Raw genomic sequence first — 19,043 nt, 5'->3', positions numbered from 1 at the left:
CGCCGCGCCACTCAGGCCTGGCAGGATCGTCCGGCATGAGCCGGGCAGCGTGGGGCACGCATGCGGTCGAACTCGCCGGTGACCAGGCGACCAAGCGGTTTCCGGAAGCCGACGGAGGATGTGGCGAACGAGAGTGGCGTGCGCTGACACTGTTGCACGAACACGCCCCCGGCCTCGCACCCGAACCCGTGCGGGCCACGCGTGACGTCGACGGATCGACGGTGGTGATGTCCCGGCTCCCGGGCACTCCACTGCGCGGCCTCCTGTTGAGCAGCGAGCAACTTGCGGCCCTGGCGACGGCCATGCACACGGTCCACACGGCAGTGCCCGTCGACGTTCTCCGGGGGCAGGTCCCGATCCGGCCCAACCAGCAGGCAGGACTCGTCACCCACATTCGTCGGTGGGCGGCCACACTCCAGGTGCCCCTCGGCGGCCCGCTTCAGGCTGCCATGAGTGCCGGGCTCGCCTGGCTGGATCGGTCGCGGCTCGTCGCGGACGGTGCTCCTGAGGTCCCGCCGGTCTTCGGGCCAGGAGACGGCAACCTGGCCAACTATCTCTGGGACGGCAGCCGGGTCCGGATCGTCGACTTCGAGGACTCCGGCCGCAGCGACCGGGCCTTCGAGTTGGCGGAGGTCACCGAGCACGTCGGTAGCTGGGTGGAGCAGCCGCTGGACGTCGCCGGGTTGCTCGGCCAGTTCGAGTTGACGCCCGACGAGTCCGCTCGGCTTCGCGAATGCCGTCGGCTCCTCGCTCTCGTCTGGCTGTTCCTGCTGAGCTTCGACGTCGACAACCTCCGCAATCCCCCAGGCACAGTGGAACGCCAGGCCGAACGCCTGATGGCACTACTCGACTGATCACCGTCGGCGTGCCCTCGACTTGATCAGTGGCACCTGACGTTCCACGACACCTCCGGCATGAAGCTGGGGCCGGAGTGCACGCTGAGCAACGGCGCCACGAAGACGCTCTCCTGCGTCTGAGGCCGGCACGACAGAGAGGCTCCGCGAGGGGTGTCAGTCGATCGGCGCGCCGTGACGGCGTAGGAGGTCGTCGACGCGGTCGTCGCCGGTCGGCTGGCTGACTGCCTCCACCCGCGCGCCTGCCGCCAGCAGGCGCTCGACGATGGTGAGACCGTAGGGATGCGTGCCGTTGCCGACTGCCCAGGCTGCGCACCCCAGCACCGTGGCGTGGTGGTAGTTGTCACTGTCCTCCAGCGGTGCGCCGCGGGCGAGCAGGACAGCCACCGTCTCGACGTGGCCGTTGACGACCGCCCAGTGCAGGGCAGTGAGCCCGGCCATCGCGCGTACGCCCGGGTCGACGCCACCCCGCGACAGGAGGTCGACGACGCGAGTACGCCCCAGCGCACCCGCGACCACGAATGCCCAGGCGAGGTTGGCCTCCGGGCGTCGCGCCAGCTGGGGCCGGAGCCCGACGAGCCGGACGTCCGACCGCAGCCGGCCGTCGTCGTCCAGGTAGGCGCGCACGAGATCCTCGCGGCCGAGGCCGGCAGCCGACACGATGTCGTCGATCCGCGCGCCCCGGCGTACCAGCGCCTCGGCCGCTGGCGGGTACTGGTGTGCCAGCGCGGTCAGCAACGGCCGGTTGTCGTCCCCCGGACCGTTCACCGCCGCACCGAAATCGACCAGCGTGTCCACCAGCGGAACCTGCATCCCCGCCTGCGCCGGATGGACGCTGGACACGAGCATCTCCATCGTGGTCGCGTCCTCCGCCCCGTACATCGACGCGCCCGCATCCGCCGCGGCGCCCCGTCCCAACAGCAGCCGGGCGACCTCGACCGCGTTGGCCGGAGTCTTCTGCCGGTACGTCTCCACACCGTTGGCGGCGACGTAGTGCAACAACGTCGCCCGGTGCGTACGCGTCGACCGCGCGCGGACCAGACCCGGGTCGGAGTCCACCAACTCCGTCAGGGCGCCGAGGTCGCCGGTGATGATCGCGTCCACCGCGGCCTCGTACCTGCCGACTGCACCGTCAACCAGCCCTTGCAGGTGGGCGGCGAACCGCGGCCAGCTCGCGAAGCCGTGTTCCCGGGCGATCACGAACTGCGCGTCGGTGAGAGTGGGACCGGACCTGTCCCGCGGACGACCCGAACCGCCACCGGCGGGCAACTCACGGTTGACACGGTCGATCGCGTCCGGATCACCGGCCCGGTAGGCCCTCAGTAACTCCTTGGCCTGCTTGCGGTACTGCTCCAGGCTGGGACGAGGCGGGAGCGACCAGGCATGGATGACGTCCATACGAACCTCTTTCGTACGTCGCCTGGGGTCCGCCCGGGTCAGGCTGAAAGAAGGTTCGCCACCTTCGACGCTTCGGGTGGGTGGGCACTGCCCTTTCCGCGGACCGGTCGCGCCCCTCGCGCGTACCGGCACGCTAATCTCCGAGCCCCGGCCCCGTCAACCACCGTGCACGGCGCTCACCTCCTGGGTCGCCCGGGCCGGGGTCCGGGACAACAGAACGGCCCCGGCGGCACAGACCACCGCCGGCACGAGCAGGCTCCAACCGGGTCCGTACGTCGTCATGATGCCGGTGGCGGCGGCGGCGAGCGCCACCATCACCAGCAGTTTCGCCCACCAGCGCTGCGAACCTCAGCGGGGATCCTCACCGACCAGGCCGTCCACCGACTCCCGGATGAGGTCCGCGTGGCCGACGTGCCGGGCGTACTCCTCGACCATGTCCGCGAGAAGCCTTCGCAGGTTGGGTGTTCGGCCGTCCGGCCAGGTGAAGGAGGCCAGGCGGTCCAGGCCGCCGTCGGCCATCGCCTCCGCCACCAGGACGCGGGATCGGTCCACGGAGTCCCGCCACAGCGCCATCAGGGGCTCGGGGCTGTCGTCGGCGGCCGTACGCCACTCCCAGTCGGGGTCGGCGTCCCAGTCGACGGTGTTCCACGGCGACTGCGGGGGCCGGCCGTGCAGCTTGACCGAGAACATGTCGTCCTCGACCGCCGCCAGGTGTTTCAGCAGCCCGCCCAGGGTCACCGTGGACGGCCCGAGGGTTGCCCGCAGGCCGGCCTGGTCGAGGCCGCCGCACTTCCACGCCACGTACCCGCGAAGTCGTTCGAGAGTGCCGAGGAGGGTGTCGGTTTCGTTGCCGGCCACGGGGGGTTCGCGCAGGATCGCGCCGCTGTCGGTGGTCATGGGCCCGGACGCTACCGTGGGTCCCGGACGTTTCGCTGCCGGGACCGGAGCTGGTGATGAGCAAGCGATGACCGACGACCTGAGCCCCACCTCCCGCGCCCTGCTGGCCCTGGAGCTCATCCAGAACAGCCCGGGCATCACGGCCCAGCGGCTGGGCGAGCGGCTCGGGGTCACCGAACGCGCGGCCCGCCGCTACGTCGCGATCCTGCGGGAGGCGGACCTCCCGATCGAGTCGGTCAGCGGTCCGTACGGCGGTTACCGGGTGGGGCGCGGCCTTCGCCTCGCGCCGTTGATGTTCAGCGCCGCCGAGGCGGCCGGGCTGGTGATGGCCGTCCTCGAGGGTCACCGAGGGGCCGCCGACCCGGCCGACCTGGTGGGCAGCGCTCTGGCCAAGATCGTGCGGGTGCTGCCAGAGCGGGTGGCCGAGCCGGTCCGCGGTCTTCGCGACACGCCCGCTCCCCGCCCCACCGACGAGCCGTCGGCCAGCCCGGAGCTGACCACCCGGCTGGTCGAGGCGTGCGCGGCTGGGCGCCGGCTGCGACTGATCTACCGCCTGGGCCGCGACAGGGACCGGACGATGGACGTCGATCCCTGGGCCGTCGTACTCCGGCACAGCCGGTGGTACCTCCTGGGCTGGTCCCACACCAGGTCGGCGCGACGTGTGCTGCGGGTGGACCGGATCGTGTCGGTGGAGTCGCTGGCCGAGTCGTTCACCCCGCCGGCGGACCTGGATGCCCTGCGTACGTTGGAAGAACACCTCTCCCAGGGATGGACGTACGAGGTTGACGTCGTGGTCGACGCGACGGTCGAGGAGACCTCGCGCTGGGTACGCCGAAGTCTCGGCCGGGTCGAGGCAGACGCCGACGGGCGAACCCACCTGCGCGCGACGACCGACGAACCCGAGTGGTACGCCCGCCAGCTCGCGGCCATCCCAGCGCCGTTCCACGTCCTCGCCTCCCCGGAACTGCAGCGAGCCGTCACAGCTCTGGGGCAGCGCCTGACCCAGGCCGGCGGATGACCCAGGCCGGCGGCTGAGCGGGCGGTCCCGCTACCGCGGCTGACGTAACCCCGCGACGAGCAGGCCGACCAGTCGGCGCGCGTCGTAGCGGGGATCGTTGTCGGCGCCGATGCAGAGGTTGCCGACCCCACGCATGAGCTCGTACGCCTCCACTCCGTCCTCGATCTCGCCGGCCGCGGCCGACGCGTCCAGCAGTTGCCCGCACACGGGCAGCAGCCGGTCGAGGAAGTAGGCGCCGAGAGTCTCCAGCCCGGCGGTGTCGGACCGCATCACGGCGGCGAGTCCGTGCTTGGTCACCACGAAGTCGACGAAGAGGTCGATCCACTCCGACAGTGCGGCGTAGGGGCTCTCGCCGGACTCCAGCAGCTTCGGGCCGGCCTCGGCGCAGGCCTCGACCTGGTGCCGGAAGACGGCGATGATCAGGTCCGCGCGGGTCGGGAAGTGCCGGTAGATGGTCCCCGTCCCGACGCCTGCTCGGGCGGCGATCTCACGTACCGGCGCCTCCACGCCGGACGCCACGAACACGGCGGCGGCCGCGTCCAGCAGGGCTTTCTCGTTACGCCGGGCGTCCGCCCGCTTGGACCGGGTCTGTCCGGAAGCGGCGCCCGGCCGCTGCCCGGCATCGGTCTCCCGCCCCTGCCCGCCGTCGCTCACCGAACCGCTCCCTTCCACCACGCACGTCCGGAACCACTCCGCCCGCCGACCTTGCAAAACGGCACGTCGTTCCGTATCTTTACCGGAGCAATGTTCCGCTTGCATCATGATGCCACCTCGGCCACTCAGTGGAGGAGTCCCCCATGCAGTACCGCACCTTGGGCCGCACCGGAGTCCAGGTCAGCACCCTCGCGCTCGGCGCGATGAACTTCGGCCGAGCCGGACGTACGACCCAGGACGAGGCCACCGCCATCGTCGACGCCGCTCTCGAGGGCGGCGTCAACCTGATCGACACCGCCGATCGATACGGCGACGGCGAGTCGGAGGAGATGGTCGGCAAGGCCATCGCCGGCCGCCGTGACGACATCGTGCTGGCCACCAAGGCCGGCCTGCCGATCGGCGAAGAACGCAACCACCGTGGGAGTTCGCGTCGCTGGCTGGTCACCGAACTCGACAACAGCCTGCGCCGGTTGGGAGTCGACCACGTCGACCTCTACCAGATCCACCGGTGGGATCCGACCACCAGCGACGAGGAAACCCTGTCGGCGTTGACGGATCTGCAACGCGCGGGCAAGATCCGCTACTTCGGCAGCTCGACCTTCCCGGCCTACCGCATCGTGCAGGCGCAGTGGGCCGCCCGCGAACACCACCTGAGCCGGTACGTCACCGAACAGCCCAGCTACTCGATTCTGCAACGAGGGATCGAGACCCACGTGCTGCCGGTGACCGAGCAGTACGGCCTCGGCGTACTCGCGTGGAGCCCGCTGGCCTCGGGCTGGCTGTCCGGCGCGGTCCGCGCGGGCCGGGAGATCACCACGAACCGTTCGGAACTGATCCCCGAACGCTTCGACACCTCGATCCCCGCCAACCGGGCCAGGCTGGAAGCGGTCGAACGCCTCGCCGAGGTCGCCGCCAAGGCCGACTTGACAATGATCCAACTGGCGCTGGGCTTCGTGACCGCGCACCCCGCGGTGACGAGCGCGCTCGTCGGACCCCGAACCCTGGACCACCTGCACTCACAGCTCGCCGCGGCCGACACCGTGCTCTCCGCCGACGTCCTCGACGCGATCGACGAGATCGTCGCGCCCGGTGTCGACCTGGCACCACAGGAGAAGTACGACACACCGCCCGCACTGCTCGACCCGTCCCTGCGCCGCCGCTGAAAGGCGAGTGTCCTGATGCCACGCACCCAGCCCACATCCCCACCCAGCTTCGGGATCATGACCGCACCCTCCCAGGTCGACTACGCCGACATCCTCCGGGTCTGGCGGGAGGCGGACGCGATTCCGCAGATCGAGCACGCCTGGCTGTTCGACCACCTGATGCCGATCTTCGGCGACCCGAACGGACCTACGTACGAAGGCTGGACACTGCTCTCCGCACTCGCCGCCCACACCCGGCGGCTGCGGCTCGGTGTGCTCGTGACCAGCAACCGTTTCCGCCCACCCGCCATGCTGGCCAAGATCGCGGCCACCGTCGACGTGGTTTCCGGGGGACGGCTCGACTTCGGCATCGGTGCCGGCTCACGGCCCAACCATCCGCTGGCTCAGCGTGAGTACGAAGCACACGGGCTGCCGTTCCACGACGCCGAGCACGCCGTCGGGAGTCTCGCGGAAGCCTGCACGGTGATCCGGCGGTTGTGGACCTCCGAGCAGCCCTTCGACTTCGACGGCACGTACGTCCGACTCACAGGTGCGTACGGAAACCCCAAGCCCGTCCAACGTCCCCACCCCCCGATCATGATCGGCGGGCGCTCGTCGGCGACACTGCGCGTGGTGGCCGAGCACGCCGACCTGTGGAACATCCCCGGTGGCGGTCCCGTCGACGACCTCGTTCGACGAAGTGCCCTGCTGGACAAGTACTGCGCCGAGATCGGCCGGGACCCGGCCTCGATCGTCCGCTCGATCCACCTGCCGGTCTCCTACGACCACCCGGCCCTCACCCGCGACGCGATCGCCCAGGCTGTCGGCGCCGGCTTCGGGCACGTCATCCTTGGGCTGTCGGCGCCCTACCCCACCGACGTCGCGCGGTGGGTCGCCGACGAGCTCATCGGCTGACAGGTCAGCGGTCGTTCGGTGCGCGCCGGGCGAGGCTTTGCAGGCGGGCGTTGTACTCCGCCAGTTCGGCGTCGTCGTCACGGGCCGCGGCCCGGTCGGTGCGCCTGGCCAGGCGCTGGTCGCTGCGCCACCAGTCGAGGAACACCACCACCAGGACCAGCGCGGTGGGCACCTCGGTGAACGCCCACGCGATGCCCCCGCCGGTGGACTGGTCCTGCAACGGCGAAACTCCCCACCCGGCAGGCGGATGCGCGAAGTAGCCGGCGATCAGGGACGAGGACATCATCACCGCGATCCCGAAGACGGCATGGAACGGAACGCCCACGAACAACTCCGCCAGCCGAACCGGATGGCCCACCCGGTGCGGGCCGGGGTCGACGCCGAGGATCGGCCAGAAGAAGAGCAGGCCGACGGCCAGAAAGTGAACCAGCATGAGGTTGTGGCCGGCCCAGTTCGACATCGCCGCGTCGAACACGGGCGTGTAGTACAACCCGTACAGGCTGACGAGAAACAACGGCAGGTTGAAGAACGGCGACGCGAGCACCCGCGCGACCCTGCTGTGCAGTACGACCAGCAACACCTCGCGCGGACCGCGGCGCCCACGCCGGGCGGGTTGCAGCGCGCGCAGGGCGAGCGTCACCGGTGCTCCCAGAAGGAGAAGCACCGGTGACAGCATGCTCAGCACCATGTGCTGAACCATGTGCACGCTGAACAACCGCATGCCGTACCCGCCGATGCCTGTCCCGGTGACGGCAACGACGGTGAGCAAGCCGGTCACGAAGACGATCCACCTGCCGACGGGCCAGCGCACCCCTCGACGCCGCGCGGCCACCATGCCGACGGTGTACGCCAGCAGGGCGACCGCGCAGCCGACCGGAAAGACCGGGACGGGTTGCGGATGCCAGGCGAGCAGCCGGGAGAGCGTCGGCGCGAGCATGGGCATCCACATCGGCCCGCTCATGCCGCCGCTCATCCCGTCCATGCCCCTCACCTCGATCAGACGTGCGCCGCCGGTCGCGGAGCGAGATCACCCAGCCGGTCGGCGTACTCGGCGGGCACCAGCACGCTCAGCCGGTCACCGCTCTCCAGGACCGTGTCGCCGGTGACCGGCACCGCGGCGTCGTCACGGCGGATCGCCATCACGCGGGTGGTGGGCGGCCAGTTCACCTCGCTGATCCGCAGCCCGGCAAGGTCGGCGTCGCCTCCGGCGCTGCCGTCGAGGGTGAGCCCGACCACCCGGAAGCCACCGAGCTTGCGCGGCTCGGAGCGGGCGTCCTCGGCGACGTCGGCGAGCCGGCGCCGGTACCTCGTCAGCACCTGCCTGTGGTTCAGCCAGCCGACGAGTTCGGTCCCGTCGTCGGCGAGCACCGGCAGGCCGTCGTCCTCGGCGTTGTCGAGCATGCTCAGCGCACTGGCCAGGGTCTGGCCACCGGACAGGGCGGGCACGGCGGAGGCGAGGTCCCCGGCCGTCGCGTCGAGTTCGTTGTCCCGGGCCGCGGCCTCGGCCTGACGTACCGAAATCGTCCCCCGGTAGGCGCCCTGGGCGTCGACGACGGGCACCGCCGGATCGCCGCCCTCCGCCAGCCGGGACAGTACGTCGTCCAGCGGAGCGTCGACGGCGAGCGGTGCCGGCACCGGCCGCATCGCCTCCGCGACGGTAAGCGTCTCCAGCAGGCTGGCCGAACGCCCGCGCAGGATGTCGATGCCCCGGCGGCGGAGCTTGAGCGTGTACATGGTGTCCCGGGACAGCCGCTTGGACAGGGCGGTCGCCACCGCGACCGCGGCCATCAGCGGAAGGATGATCGAGTAGTCGCCGGTGAGTTCGAAGATGATGATCACGGCGGTGATGGGTGCCTGCGAGGTCGCGGCGAAGACCGCGCCCATGCCGACCAGTCCGTACGCGCCGGCCGATCCCACCAGCCCCGGCAGCGCGGCGTGCGCGGCCAGGCCGAACGCACTGCCGGCCATCGCGCCGAGGAACAGCGACGGGGCGAACACTCCGCCGGAGCCTCCGATCGAGATGGTGAGGCTGGTGGCGACGATCTTGCCCACCAGCAGCACGAGCAGGAACCACACCACGTAGTGGCCCTCGACGGCGCCGGACAGCACGGGGTAGCCCACGCCGTACATCTGCGGCAGCACGAGCAGCACCCCGCCCAGCAACAGGCCGCCGACCGCCGGGCGCAGCCACTCCGGTCCCCGCCAGATCCGGTCGGCGAGATCCTCGAAACCGTAGAGAATCCTGACGAACGCCAGCCCGACGAGCGCGGCGAGCACACCGAGCAGGACGTACGTCACGAACTCCGCGGGCGAGGTGAGGTGGAACGCCGGCAGGTGGAGGAACGGCGCGTCGCCGAACACCGCGCGCCCGATCACCGCGGCCGTCACCGAGGTCAGGACCACCGCGCCGAACGACTCCGCGCCGAAGTCGTTCAGGATCAGTTCCATCGCGAAGAACACCCCGGCGATCGGGGCGTTGAAGGTGGCCGAGATGCCACCGGCCGCGCCGCAGGCCACCAACAGGCGCAGGCGTTTCTCCGGCAGACGTACCAGCTGGCCCAGGGTGGACCCGAGCGCCGAACCGATCTGCACGATCGGGCCCTCCCGGCCGACCGAACCACCGGAACCGATGCACAGTGCGGAGGCCAGCGCCTTCACCACCGCGACCTGCGGGGCGATCCGGCCGCCGCGTTCGGCGACCGCGAGCATCACCTCGGGGACCCCGTGCCCGCGGGCCTCCCGGGCGAACCGGTACACGATCGGCCCGTAGATCAGGCCGCCGACGACCGGGGCGAGAACGACGAAAGACATGCCGAGGCGGGGTAGGAGGTGGTTGGCCGCGTGTCCGGCGCCTGCGTAGTCGGCGTGGCCGCTGAAGAGTTCGGTGAACCACACGATCAGGTAGCGAAAGGCGACGGCGCCCAGTCCGGCGCCGACACCGACGGTCAGTGCCAGCGGCACCAGCCCGGCGGGCGTTCCCCGCAACCAGTCGAAGCCGCGACGCAGCCGGCTGGACGGACGCCGGACCACGACAGGTGAGATCGATTCCACACTCACAGGCGTTGCTCGCCCTCCACTTCTTCGTTCTGTTCGTTGCGCTCGAGCTGTTCGAATCCCAGCCACCACTGCTGCTCGGGCACCTCACCAGCGGCGTTCGCCAACGCACGGAGTCCGGCCACGGCGCCGGTCTGCTCCTGCGGCGACATCCGCTCGACGATGCGGCGGATCTCGGCACGCCGGCGACGGGTCACCTTGGCGACATAGCGCCGTCCGGCCGGTTTCAGCGTCACCTCGACCGCGCGACGGTCACCGGGAAGGGGCTGCCGGTCCACCAGGTCCGCCTTCACAAGGCGGTCGATCAGCCGGGTGGCGGTCGAGGGTGTGACGCCCAGCTCCGCTGCCAGGTCGACCGCCCGCTGCGGCCCACGGCTGGCCAGAACGACCAGCGCGCGGTACTGCGGAAGCGTCACGTCACCGAGATCGGCCACCGAACGGGCGGCCACCGCCACCAGCGCACGGCTGGCCGTGATCAACGCGTCGACCACACCCTCGGGGTCCTCGGCTGATTCATGCACTGGGCGATTATTGCATTCCGCAATGATCCGGTTCGATCCGGCTCCCCCGGCTCTGCGCTGCTCAGGACCTTCGAGGCAATCAGGGCCTTCAGGCGCTCAGGAACTGGTGCGATGAGCTTTCCTCGTTCAGTAAGGTCGACACGGAGCCGAACGGCGTGATCGGGGAGGTCGCTGCACTCGTGGTGACGGAGATTCCGGAGGAGCTACGGCGGGCGACCATCCCGCGCGAGGGCGGAACCGCGTGGCTGGCGTCGTTACCTGCCCTGCTGGACGAGCTTCTGCAGCGCTGGAACTGCGTGCCCGATGGCCCGGCGGTCGGCGGCAAGGTCGGCATCGTGCTTCCGGCCAAGTCCGGCGCGTACGGTGACGTCGTACTCAAGGTGTCCTTTCCGCACCCGGCCAACGTGCACGAGCCGGAGGCCTACCGGACGTGGCGCGGCCGCGGAGCCGTGCAGCTGTGGGAACGCGACGACGAGCGGTTCGCGCTGTTGCTGGAGCGCGTGGGCGCAGAGCGGCCGTACGAAGTGCTACCGGTCGACGACGCGATCCGGCTCGCGGGAGTCCTCGTTCGCCGGCTCGCCGTACCCGCTCCCCCGGACCTGCCGCGCGTCTCCGACTGGGCGCCGGAATGGGCCGAGATCGTCGACCGGGCGGCGGGCCGGCTCCCCGCTCGCGTCGTGGACACCGCCCGCGACACGGTGCGGGACCTCTGCCATGACCAGCCGGACACGATGGTGCACGGCGACCTGCACCTGAACAACGTGCTGCGAGGCGTACGGGAACCCTGGCAGGTCATCGATCCCAGCGGGTGGGTCGGCGACCCGGCGTTCGACGCCTCGACCCTGCTCCGCACCACCGCAGTCGGAGGCCGCGAGGTGGGGCTCATCGCCCCGGAACACTTCGAACCAGCCGTGCACCGGTGGTTGGCGATCTTCGCCGAGGCGGCCGAACTCGACCGGGAGCACGTACGCCGGTGGGCTCAGGTCCGTGCTGTCGTCCGGGCCCAGCAGCACTTCGAGTGGAAGACCCCACGGCACGACCAGGAGACCAACGACGAGTTCGCGAGCATCCTGACCTGAGCCGGCCCGCTCACGCGGACCGCTTCGGAGGCTGGGGCCGGCAGCCTTTCACCGGACGGGAACCGGAGATCATCACCATCGCGAGACTGACGGAGGCCGCGTCGTGACCGTCAACCAGAGCTTTCTCCTGCGTCAAGCGCTGCCTGACGATGCGCCGGCCATCGCCGAGATCTGGAACGCGGGCTGGCACGACGGCCACGACGGGCGGGTGCCCGAGGAACTGGTCTCGGCGCGTGACCCGGAGTCGTTCCGCACCAGGGCGGCGCAACGAGTAGCTGACGCCACGGTCGCCGAATCCTCGGGCGAGGTCGCGGGGTTCGTCATGGTGGTATCCGACGAGGTGGAACAGATGTACGTCGCCGCTCACCATCGGGGAACCGGCGTGGCCGGTCTGCTCCTCGACGAGGCCGAACTACAGATCCGTGCGGCCGGGCACGAGGAGGCCTGGCTCGCCGTCGTTCCCGGAAACGCCCGGGCGCGCCGTTTCTACGAACGCCACGGTTGGCGCGACGCCGGCCCGTTCGACTATGCGGCCGCCGGTGAGCACGGCCCCATCCCCGTGCCCTGCCGCAGGTATGTCAAGCACCTGACAACCGAACGCTGACCTCGGAGCACGCGGACGGAGTTCGGCCCTTCACGCCCACAGCTGGCTCACCTACTGGGAACACCACCCATAACCAGGAAACGGTCGAGCAGTACAGGAGGCGCCTTGTTTTCTTCTCTAGGTAACGCGACAACCATGCACCGACCAAATTTTGGCCGATTGGGGACGGACGACTTTTGTCGGCGGACAGGCGACCACGTTTCCGAGGAGTCCTTTCGACAAGTAGCCGTTGACACCCAATTCGCTCGGCCGTATCTTTCTCGCACCCAGAGAATGAGGCAGACAGAGAATGATTGACCCATTCCGAAGCAGCGGTCTGAACGTCGTCTCTCGCAAGCGCCTCACCGACCAGACCGCAGCAGCCCTTCGCGACTACATCCTGACCAACCGCCTTGCGGTCGGCACCCGCCTTCCAGCAGAGCCCAGCCTCGCCCAGTCGCTCGGGGTCAGTCGCAACGTGCTCAGGCAGGCGGTCGCATCACTGGAGGCACTGGGGATGCTGCGCGTAACGCAGGGCAGCGGCACCTATGTCGCCGACGTCGCCGACACGGAGGTGTTCGCGCAGATCGCCGCCTGGATGGGCTCGGACGACCTGACCGAGCAGGACTACCTCGAGGTCCGCTCCATCTGGGAGCGCGGAATCTATGAGCTGGTCATCGACCGGGCATCCCCGTCCGACCTGGACCGTCTCGACGAGGTCAGTTCGGCGATGGTGAACGCCGAGGACACCGGCAAGGCCGCCGCGCTCCACGAGGAGTTCCACGACGTTCTGCTCCGTGCCACCGGAAACCAGTTCCTGGTAACGATCGGGACCATCCTCCACAACTTCTTCTGGGAGTTCGGTTACCGGCGGGCGCTGGTCCGAAAACCACCGGTGGAAAGGCTTCTCGAGAGTCACCGTTCGATAGTGCAGCTGCTACGGACGCGTGACCCAGGAAACATCCGTCAGATGATCGACCTGCACCTGTCGCCAGATGACGGCGACGAGCGCGCCGAGGAGAAGGAGGGGCGCGCCACCTAGCAACGGTGGAACACGGGGTGCTCATTCACTTCCTGGCGTCTTCCAGGACGTGGTCGGGGGTTGAGGTGACTGCTCGCGGATTCGAGGTCTGCCACGTGTGGCCTCGGACCACAGAAATGATGGAGGTACGGCAATGAGCGATCTATCGAGCGGACAGTCCGCACGCCTTCCACACCTGACCCGCCGAGGGTTCCTGGTAGGTGCCTCGGCACTGACCCTCGCCGCCTGTGGCAACACCCAGAAGGCCACCAGCGGCGCAGGAAGCAAGAACGCACTCGGCCTGAAGCTTCCCGCCGGTGCGGCCTCCGCCGGCGACCAGTACTACGTCCTGCCGTTCGATTCCACGGGCGCCAGCTACAAGGCCCTCGACTTCTACGAGAACGTCTACTCTCGCGCCCCGCTGGCGGACCAGTTCAACATCCCCCTGGTACGGCTCAACCAGAACTACCAGATCGTCCCGGGCGCGGCCGGCGGCTGGGAGCAGTCCGCCGACAAGAACAGCTGGACGTTCCATCTCCGCAAGGGGATCATGTGGTCCGACGGCAAGGAGCTCACCGCCACCGACTACGTCGAGACGCTGCGGTATTCCGCCGATCCCAAGCACGCATGGGACTTCAGCTGGTTCTGGTCCGGTGTCATCAAGAACTACACCGACGCGGTCGCGGGCAAGGTGCCGACCAGCTCGATCGGTGTGAAGCAGGGGAAGGACAAGTACACCCTCGTCATCGAGACCGAGGGACCCGTCGCCTACATCCCGTCCGCCTGCCTCTACACCACGCCGCTGTCGGCCGCGGCACTGCACAAGTACGGTTCGGGCAGCTACAACATCAACCCGGCGACCTGTGTCACCTGTGGGCCGTACACACTCACCAAGTTCGACCCCACCGCCCAGGTCGTTCTCGGGCCGAACAAGAAGTACACCGGCCCCTTCAAGCCGCCGATCGACACCCTGGTGGGCAAGATCTACGCCGGCGGCGACATGCTCCCGCGCTTCCAGACCGGGCAGGTCGACCAGCTGAGCGTGACTCCGCTGGACCTGAAGATCGCGGCCAAGAACCCGAAGACGAAGGCCCTCCACCTCTACAAGAACCCGAACGACTTCGAGATCTGGTACACCTTCTTCGACACGAAGAAGGCACCCTTCGACAACGTGAAGGTCCGCCAGGCCCTGGCACACAGCGTCGACCGGGACTCCCTGATCAAGAGCCTGCTCGCACCTCTCGCCACTCCGGCGTACGGCTACCTCACACCGGGCTACCCCTTCGCTGTCGAGGATCCGCTGAAGCCCTACACCAACTACGACCCCGCGAAGGCCAAGTCCCTGCTCGCGCAGGCGGGATACCCCAACGGCAAGGGCTTCCCTCCGGTGAAGTTCTACTGGTGGGCGAACGCGGTCTCCAACACCGAGGCGGTCGTGCAGGCGCTGACCCACACGTGGAACTCCACACTCGGCATCAACATCCAGCTCCAGCAACTGGACAAGACCACCTTCTACGCAAGGATGAACAAGAAGCCGACCGAGATCCAGATGGGCTTCGTGTCCTACGGCATGGACTACTTCGACGCGTCGAACATGCTCAGCGTCTACAAGAGCGACGGCCGGCACAACTGGAACAACGCGCAGTACGACAAGCTGCTGGCGAAGGGCGCGGCCGAGAGCAAGCCCCCAGCGCGCCAGGAGATCTACACCGAGGCGCAGGTCCAGTTGACCAAGGAAGCGCCGGGAGTGTTCATCTTCCACCTGCTCTACGGCTACTACTACGCCCCTTACATGCAGGGCAAGGCCCTGTCGAAGAACAAGAACGGCTACGACGGCATCCAGTGGCCCGGGTTCGGCGCGACCAGCGACTCCCTCCAGGGGCTCTACGTCGCACAGAACAAACAGAACTGGCCCCGCCAGAAGCCGAGTGGCATCTCCTGACCCGTCGCATCGACCGCGGAAGGTGGTGCGGCCTTGGTTGCCTATCTCGCCCGAAGGTTCCTGACCCTGCTACTCGTTATGTTCGTCGTGACCATGCTCATCTTCGGACTCATGCACGCCGTGCCCGGTGGACCGTTCGACCAGACCCAGCAGCCCCTTCCGGGTCCCGCCATGGCGAACGTCATGCGCAAGTACGGACTGGACCAGCCGATCTGGCGGCAGTACCTCAACTGGCTGTGGGCCCTCCTGCACGGCGACCTGGGCATTCCGTTCGAGCAGCCGACGATGACGGTGACCGGGCTGATCGCCAAGGCCTGGCCGATCACGCTCGTCATCGGCGGCCTCACGATCCTGGTCTCCTACGTCGGCGGCCTGGTGATGGGTTGTGCCGCGGCGTTGCGGCACAACACCTGGCTGGACTGGCTGCTCACCTCGGCGGTGTCGACCGTGGGCGTGGCGCTGCCCAACTACGTCGTCGGCTTCCTGCTCATCTCGCTGTTCTCGGTCAAGCTCGGGTGGTTGCCCGTGGGCGGCTGGGGCCAGCCGCAGGACCTCATCCTTCCTGTCATCGCGTTCTCGCTGTATCCGATGGCGCTGATGGCCAGATACACCAGGGCAAGCACCCTCGAGGTGACCTATGCCGACTACGTACGCATGGGACGGGCGCGCGGGTTGTCCGAACGGCGACTCACCGTGCGCTACATCCTGCGTACCGCACTCATCCCCCTGATCACGATCATGGGCCCGAACATCCCGAACATCCTCACCGGGTCGATCTTCATCGAGGCGACCTTCGCTCTTCCCGGGCTCGGGAGCTACTTCACCACGGCCAGTCTGCACCGCGACTATCCGCTGATCCTCGCTCTGGTGCTCATCGTCGCGGTGCTGTGGGGGACCTGCTACATCCTGAGCGACGTCGCCTACACACTCGTCGATCCTCGGGTGCGACTGGAGGGACTCTCCCGATGACCGTGGCACTGGAACGCTCGACCGCACGGCGCTCGAAGTCCGGATTCTGGCACGCGGCGTGGTACCGCTACCGGCGCAACCGGCTCGCGCTCGTCAGCGGCGTCATCGCCGTGCTCATCCTGCTGGTCGCCACGCTGGCACCACTCATCGCCCCGTACGGCTACGCCGCCCAGGACCTCAGCCAGTCCCTGGTCGGCCCGAGCCTGCACCACCTGCTGGGCACCGACGAGTTGGGCAGGGACCTGCTGAGCCGGGCGATCTACGGCGCGCAGACCTCGATGACCATCGCCGTCGGCGCGCCGCTCGTCGGCGCACTGATCGGAATCCCGATCGGAGTCGCGAGCGGGTGGTTCGGTGGGATCGTCGACGCGATCACCCTGCGGGCCTTCGAGATCTTCACGATGGTGCCGCAGATTCTGCTGGCCCTGTTGCTGATCGCGCTGTTCGGGTCCGGCGTACTGAAGCTGCTGCTCTTCCTCGGGGTGACGGCGTGGGTCGGGTTCGCCCGGCTCGCACGCGCGCAGTACATCGCGCTGCGAGACCGTGACTTCGTGGTCGCCGCCAGAGCCATGGGTGTGCCGACGTGGCGGATCATCACCGTGCACGTGCTGCCGAGCGCGGTCGGGCCGCTGATCGTCTTCTTCGTTCAGCAGATCCCGGCCACCGTCTTCGCCGCGGCGGGGTTCAGCTTCCTCGGACTCGGTGTGCAGGATCCGATCGCGGACTGGGGAAAGATGATCAACGACGGTCAGCAGTACCTCACCATCAATCTCACCGTCGCCCTCCTGCCCATCGTCTGCATCGCGCTCGCGACCCTGACGTTCAGCTTCGCCGGGGACGGTCTGCGCGACGCCCTCGACCCGACCTCGAGGTAGCCGGACATGCGCGACGACCAGCAACCACAAAGCCTCGACAGCCGGCCGCTGCTGGAGGTCAAGGATCTACAGGTCTCCTTCCGCCTGGAGCGCAGCACCATCTACGCCGTACAGGGACTGGACCTACGGGTGGGCGCCGGTGAGCGGCTCGGCGTCGTGGGTGAGAGCGGCTCCGGCAAGAGCGTCACGGCCCAGTCCGTCTTGCGCATGGTGCCCTCACCCGGGCGAATCACCGGGGGTGACATCGTGTTCGCCGGAGAAAGCCTGCTCGCCCAACCCGAGCATCGAATGCGGCACATCCGCGGCCGGCAGATCGGCATGATCCCGCAGAACCCCATGACGTCGCTCAACCCCGTACTGACCGTGGAAGACCACTTCGACGAGGTCCTGTCACTGCATCTGGGCCTGTCCGGGGCCGAACGCCGCGACCGGACGGTCGAACTCCTGCGGTCGGTGGGGATCCCCGACCCCGCGACCCGCATGCGCGAGTACCCGCACCGCCTGAGTGGTGGTCAGCTGCAGCGGGTGATGATCGCGCTGGCGATGGCGTGCCGGCCGCGGCTGCTGATCGCGGACGAGCCGACCACCGCCTTGGACGTCACCATCCAGGCGCAGATCCTCAAGCTGTTCGACGATCTGGTCGCGGAGTCGAATGTCGGAGCGATCCTGATCACGCACAACCTGGGCATCGTCGCCGGGCACTGCGACCGGGTCGTCGTGATGTACGCCGGCAGGGTAATGGAGACCGCCACGGTCACCGATCTGTTCGCTCACCCCGCTCACCCCTACACGCTGGGTCTGCTGCGGTGCGTGCCGAGGCTGACGGCGACCAGGACCCGTAAGTTCCATGCCATTCCCGGCCTGCCTCCCCGCGTGACCGAGCGAGTCGACGGCTGCCCGTTCGCCCCGCGTTGTGAGCGCGCCACCGACACCTGTCGTACTCGGACTCCTCCCCTGGACGACATCCGGCCGGGTCACTCGATCGCCTGCTGGCACCCGGTCACCGACGCAACGGAGGTCGCGTGATGACGTCGACACCCACCACCCCCACGACCGCGGCAACACCGGTGCACACCGTGCAGAATCCGCTGCTGGAGGTGGAAGGGCTGGTGGTCCACTACCAGGTCCGCGGTGCGGGCACGGTGGTCAGACGGCGGGAGACCGTCCACGCGGTGGACGGAGTCGACCTCTCCCTCGGCACGCACCAGACACTCGGCCTGGTCGGTGAGAGCGGTTGCGGGAAGAGCACCACCGGCCGTTCGGTCCTGCTCCTCGAACGTCCGACCGCGGGTTCAGTCCGGTTCGAGGGGCGGGACCTGACGAGCATGAGCCGTCGAGAACTCAGCGGACTCCGCCGGCGGATGCAGATCGTCTTCCAGGATCCTGTCGGCTCCCTCAACCCACGGCACACCGTGGGCCAACTCCTTCGTGAACCTCTCCACGTACACCGTCTTGTTCCCAAGGAACGCCAACGCGAACGCGTGGAGGAGCTCCTCGACCTCGTGGGCCTTCCCACGGATGCGGTCTCCCGCTTTCCGCACGAGTTCAGTGGCGGGCAGTGCCAACGGATCGGGATCGCGCGGGCCCTCGCGGCCGAGCCGTCCTTCCTCGTTCTGGACGAGCCGGTGTCCGCCCTCGACGTGTCGATCCAGGCGCAGATCCTCCAGCTGCTGACAGATCTGCAGGACCGGCTGGGTCTGTCCTACCTCTTCATCGCCCACGACCTCGCCGTCGTCGGGCAGATGAGCGACCGGGTGGCGGTGATGTACCTCGGGAAGATCGTGGAGATCGCCGAGCGCGACTCGCTGTACGCACGACCTCATCATCCCTACACACAGGGCCTCTTCTCCGCCGTCCCTGTTCCCGACCCGATGCTCAGCCGGAAGCACGGGGACACCGTCGTGGGTGGTGAGGTTCCGAGCTCGCTGGCCCCTCCCGCCGGCTGCCGGTTCCACACCCGGTGCCCGCTGGCCCGGGAGCGCTGCCGTACCGAGGAACCGCCGCTGGAGCAGGTCGCGTCCGGCCATCGGGTCGCCTGTCACTTCGCTGACGAGGCCGTACGCAACAACCCGTTCGACGTGGCACCCACAGTCGAGCATTGAGTCCGAAACGCCGTCGAAT

19 protein-coding genes are annotated in these 19,043 nt (G+C 68.7%); 12 read left to right on the top strand and 7 right to left on the bottom strand.

All coding sequences use genetic code 11. The features are described 5' to 3' along the window. Positions 1–35 precede the first annotated feature (35 nt). Positions 36–854, top strand: a complete 819-nt coding sequence (locus ABZV93_RS00155; RefSeq protein WP_354927804.1) for an aminoglycoside phosphotransferase family protein — start codon at positions 36–38, stop codon at positions 852–854. A gap of 156 nt (positions 855–1,010) precedes the next feature. On the opposite strand, the gene ABZV93_RS00150 is transcribed toward ABZV93_RS00155, so the two are convergent. The 3 genes from ABZV93_RS00150 to ABZV93_RS00140 form a co-directional block, all read right to left on the bottom strand. Beyond that, positions 1,011–2,252: an ankyrin repeat domain-containing protein gene (locus tag ABZV93_RS00150; RefSeq protein WP_354927801.1), complete on the bottom strand. Its 1,242-nt coding sequence runs from the start codon at positions 2,250–2,252 to the stop codon at positions 1,011–1,013. A 156-nt stretch (positions 2,253–2,408) separates the two neighbouring features. Further along, on the bottom strand, positions 2,409–2,567 hold the full coding sequence (locus ABZV93_RS00145) for a hypothetical protein (RefSeq protein WP_354927798.1): 159 nt from the start codon (positions 2,565–2,567) through the stop codon (positions 2,409–2,411). A 33-nt stretch (positions 2,568–2,600) separates the two neighbouring features. Further along, positions 2,601–3,149, bottom strand: a complete 549-nt coding sequence (locus tag ABZV93_RS00140; protein WP_354927795.1) for a DUF664 domain-containing protein — start codon at positions 3,147–3,149, stop codon at positions 2,601–2,603. Positions 3,150–3,216: 67 nt separating this feature from the next. Between ABZV93_RS00140 and ABZV93_RS00135 the strand changes: the two genes are divergently transcribed. Then, complete coding sequence (locus tag ABZV93_RS00135) at positions 3,217–4,167, top strand: WYL domain-containing protein (RefSeq protein ID WP_354927792.1); 951 nt, start codon at positions 3,217–3,219, stop codon at positions 4,165–4,167. Between the two features lie 30 nt (positions 4,168–4,197). Here the strand turns inward: ABZV93_RS00135 and ABZV93_RS00130 are convergent, their stop codons facing one another. Beyond that, complete coding sequence (locus tag ABZV93_RS00130) at positions 4,198–4,821, bottom strand: helix-turn-helix domain-containing protein (RefSeq protein WP_354927789.1); 624 nt, start codon at positions 4,819–4,821, stop codon at positions 4,198–4,200. 143 nt (positions 4,822–4,964) lie between these two features. On the opposite strand from ABZV93_RS00130, the gene ABZV93_RS00125 reads away from it, so the two are divergent. Both ABZV93_RS00125 and ABZV93_RS00120 read left to right on the top strand, forming a co-directional pair. Continuing rightward, a complete protein-coding gene (locus ABZV93_RS00125; RefSeq protein ID WP_354927786.1) occupies positions 4,965–5,984 on the top strand; it encodes an aldo/keto reductase in 1,020 nt (339 codons plus the stop codon). A gap of 57 nt (positions 5,985–6,041) precedes the next feature. Beyond that, the gene (locus tag ABZV93_RS00120) at positions 6,042–6,878 is read left to right on the top strand and encodes an LLM class flavin-dependent oxidoreductase (protein WP_354927783.1); all 837 of its coding nucleotides are present in this window, start codon (positions 6,042–6,044) and stop codon (positions 6,876–6,878) included. A 4-nt stretch (positions 6,879–6,882) separates the two neighbouring features. On the opposite strand, the gene ABZV93_RS00115 is transcribed toward ABZV93_RS00120, so the two are convergent. From ABZV93_RS00115 to ABZV93_RS00105, 3 genes are read right to left on the bottom strand one after another with little or no spacing between them, the layout of a single operon-like run. Beyond that, entirely contained in the window at positions 6,883–7,860 is a 978-nt protein-coding gene (locus tag ABZV93_RS00115) for a cytochrome c oxidase assembly protein (protein WP_354927780.1), read from the bottom strand. A 14-nt stretch (positions 7,861–7,874) separates the two neighbouring features. Then, positions 7,875–9,935: a chloride channel protein gene (locus tag ABZV93_RS00110; protein WP_354927777.1), complete on the bottom strand. Its 2,061-nt coding sequence runs from the start codon at positions 9,933–9,935 to the stop codon at positions 7,875–7,877. Further along, complete coding sequence (locus tag ABZV93_RS00105) at positions 9,932–10,453, bottom strand: MarR family transcriptional regulator (protein WP_354927774.1); 522 nt, start codon at positions 10,451–10,453, stop codon at positions 9,932–9,934. The genes ABZV93_RS00110 and ABZV93_RS00105 overlap by 4 nt, the downstream gene beginning before the upstream one ends. A gap of 155 nt (positions 10,454–10,608) precedes the next feature. Between ABZV93_RS00105 and ABZV93_RS00100 the strand changes: the two genes are divergently transcribed. The 8 genes from ABZV93_RS00100 (at position 10,609) to ABZV93_RS00065 (ending at position 19,024) form a co-directional block, all read left to right on the top strand. Beyond that, entirely contained in the window at positions 10,609–11,532 is a 924-nt protein-coding gene (locus tag ABZV93_RS00100) for an aminoglycoside phosphotransferase family protein (RefSeq protein WP_354927771.1), read from the top strand. A 103-nt stretch (positions 11,533–11,635) separates the two neighbouring features. Beyond that, positions 11,636–12,136 carry a GNAT family N-acetyltransferase gene (locus ABZV93_RS00095; RefSeq protein ID WP_354927768.1) on the top strand — a complete coding sequence of 167 codons (501 nt, stop codon included), beginning with the start codon at positions 11,636–11,638 and terminating at the stop codon, positions 12,134–12,136. 289 nt (positions 12,137–12,425) lie between these two features. Beyond that, entirely contained in the window at positions 12,426–13,157 is a 732-nt protein-coding gene (locus tag ABZV93_RS00090; RefSeq protein ID WP_354927765.1) for an FCD domain-containing protein, read from the top strand. Between the two features lie 133 nt (positions 13,158–13,290). Then, positions 13,291–15,078 carry a peptide ABC transporter substrate-binding protein gene (locus ABZV93_RS00085; protein WP_354927763.1) on the top strand — a complete coding sequence of 596 codons (1,788 nt, stop codon included), beginning with the start codon at positions 13,291–13,293 and terminating at the stop codon, positions 15,076–15,078. Between the two features lie 33 nt (positions 15,079–15,111). After that, positions 15,112–16,047, top strand: coding sequence for an ABC transporter permease (locus ABZV93_RS00080; protein WP_354927760.1), 936 nt, complete (start codon positions 15,112–15,114; stop codon positions 16,045–16,047). Further along, positions 16,044–16,922 carry an ABC transporter permease gene (locus ABZV93_RS00075; RefSeq protein WP_354927757.1) on the top strand — a complete coding sequence of 293 codons (879 nt, stop codon included), beginning with the start codon at positions 16,044–16,046 and terminating at the stop codon, positions 16,920–16,922. Before ABZV93_RS00080 ends, ABZV93_RS00075 begins: the two co-directional genes overlap by 4 nt. 6 nt (positions 16,923–16,928) lie before the next feature. Next, positions 16,929–17,948 (top strand): ABC transporter ATP-binding protein, encoded by a 1,020-nt coding sequence (locus ABZV93_RS00070; RefSeq protein ID WP_354927754.1) that lies wholly within the window; start codon positions 16,929–16,931, stop codon positions 17,946–17,948. Next, positions 17,948–19,024: an ABC transporter ATP-binding protein gene (locus ABZV93_RS00065; protein ID WP_354927751.1), complete on the top strand. Its 1,077-nt coding sequence runs from the start codon at positions 17,948–17,950 to the stop codon at positions 19,022–19,024. Before ABZV93_RS00070 ends, ABZV93_RS00065 begins: the two co-directional genes overlap by 1 nt. Positions 19,025–19,043: the final 19 nt, after the last annotated feature.

The sequence above is a fragment of the Actinopolymorpha sp. NPDC004070 genome (assembly GCF_040610475.1).
In the GTDB taxonomy this organism is placed as follows: domain Bacteria; phylum Actinomycetota; class Actinomycetes; order Propionibacteriales; family Actinopolymorphaceae; genus Actinopolymorpha.
Note: the sequence above shows the minus strand (reverse complement) of the source record. Positions and strands in the feature narration are given on the sequence as shown.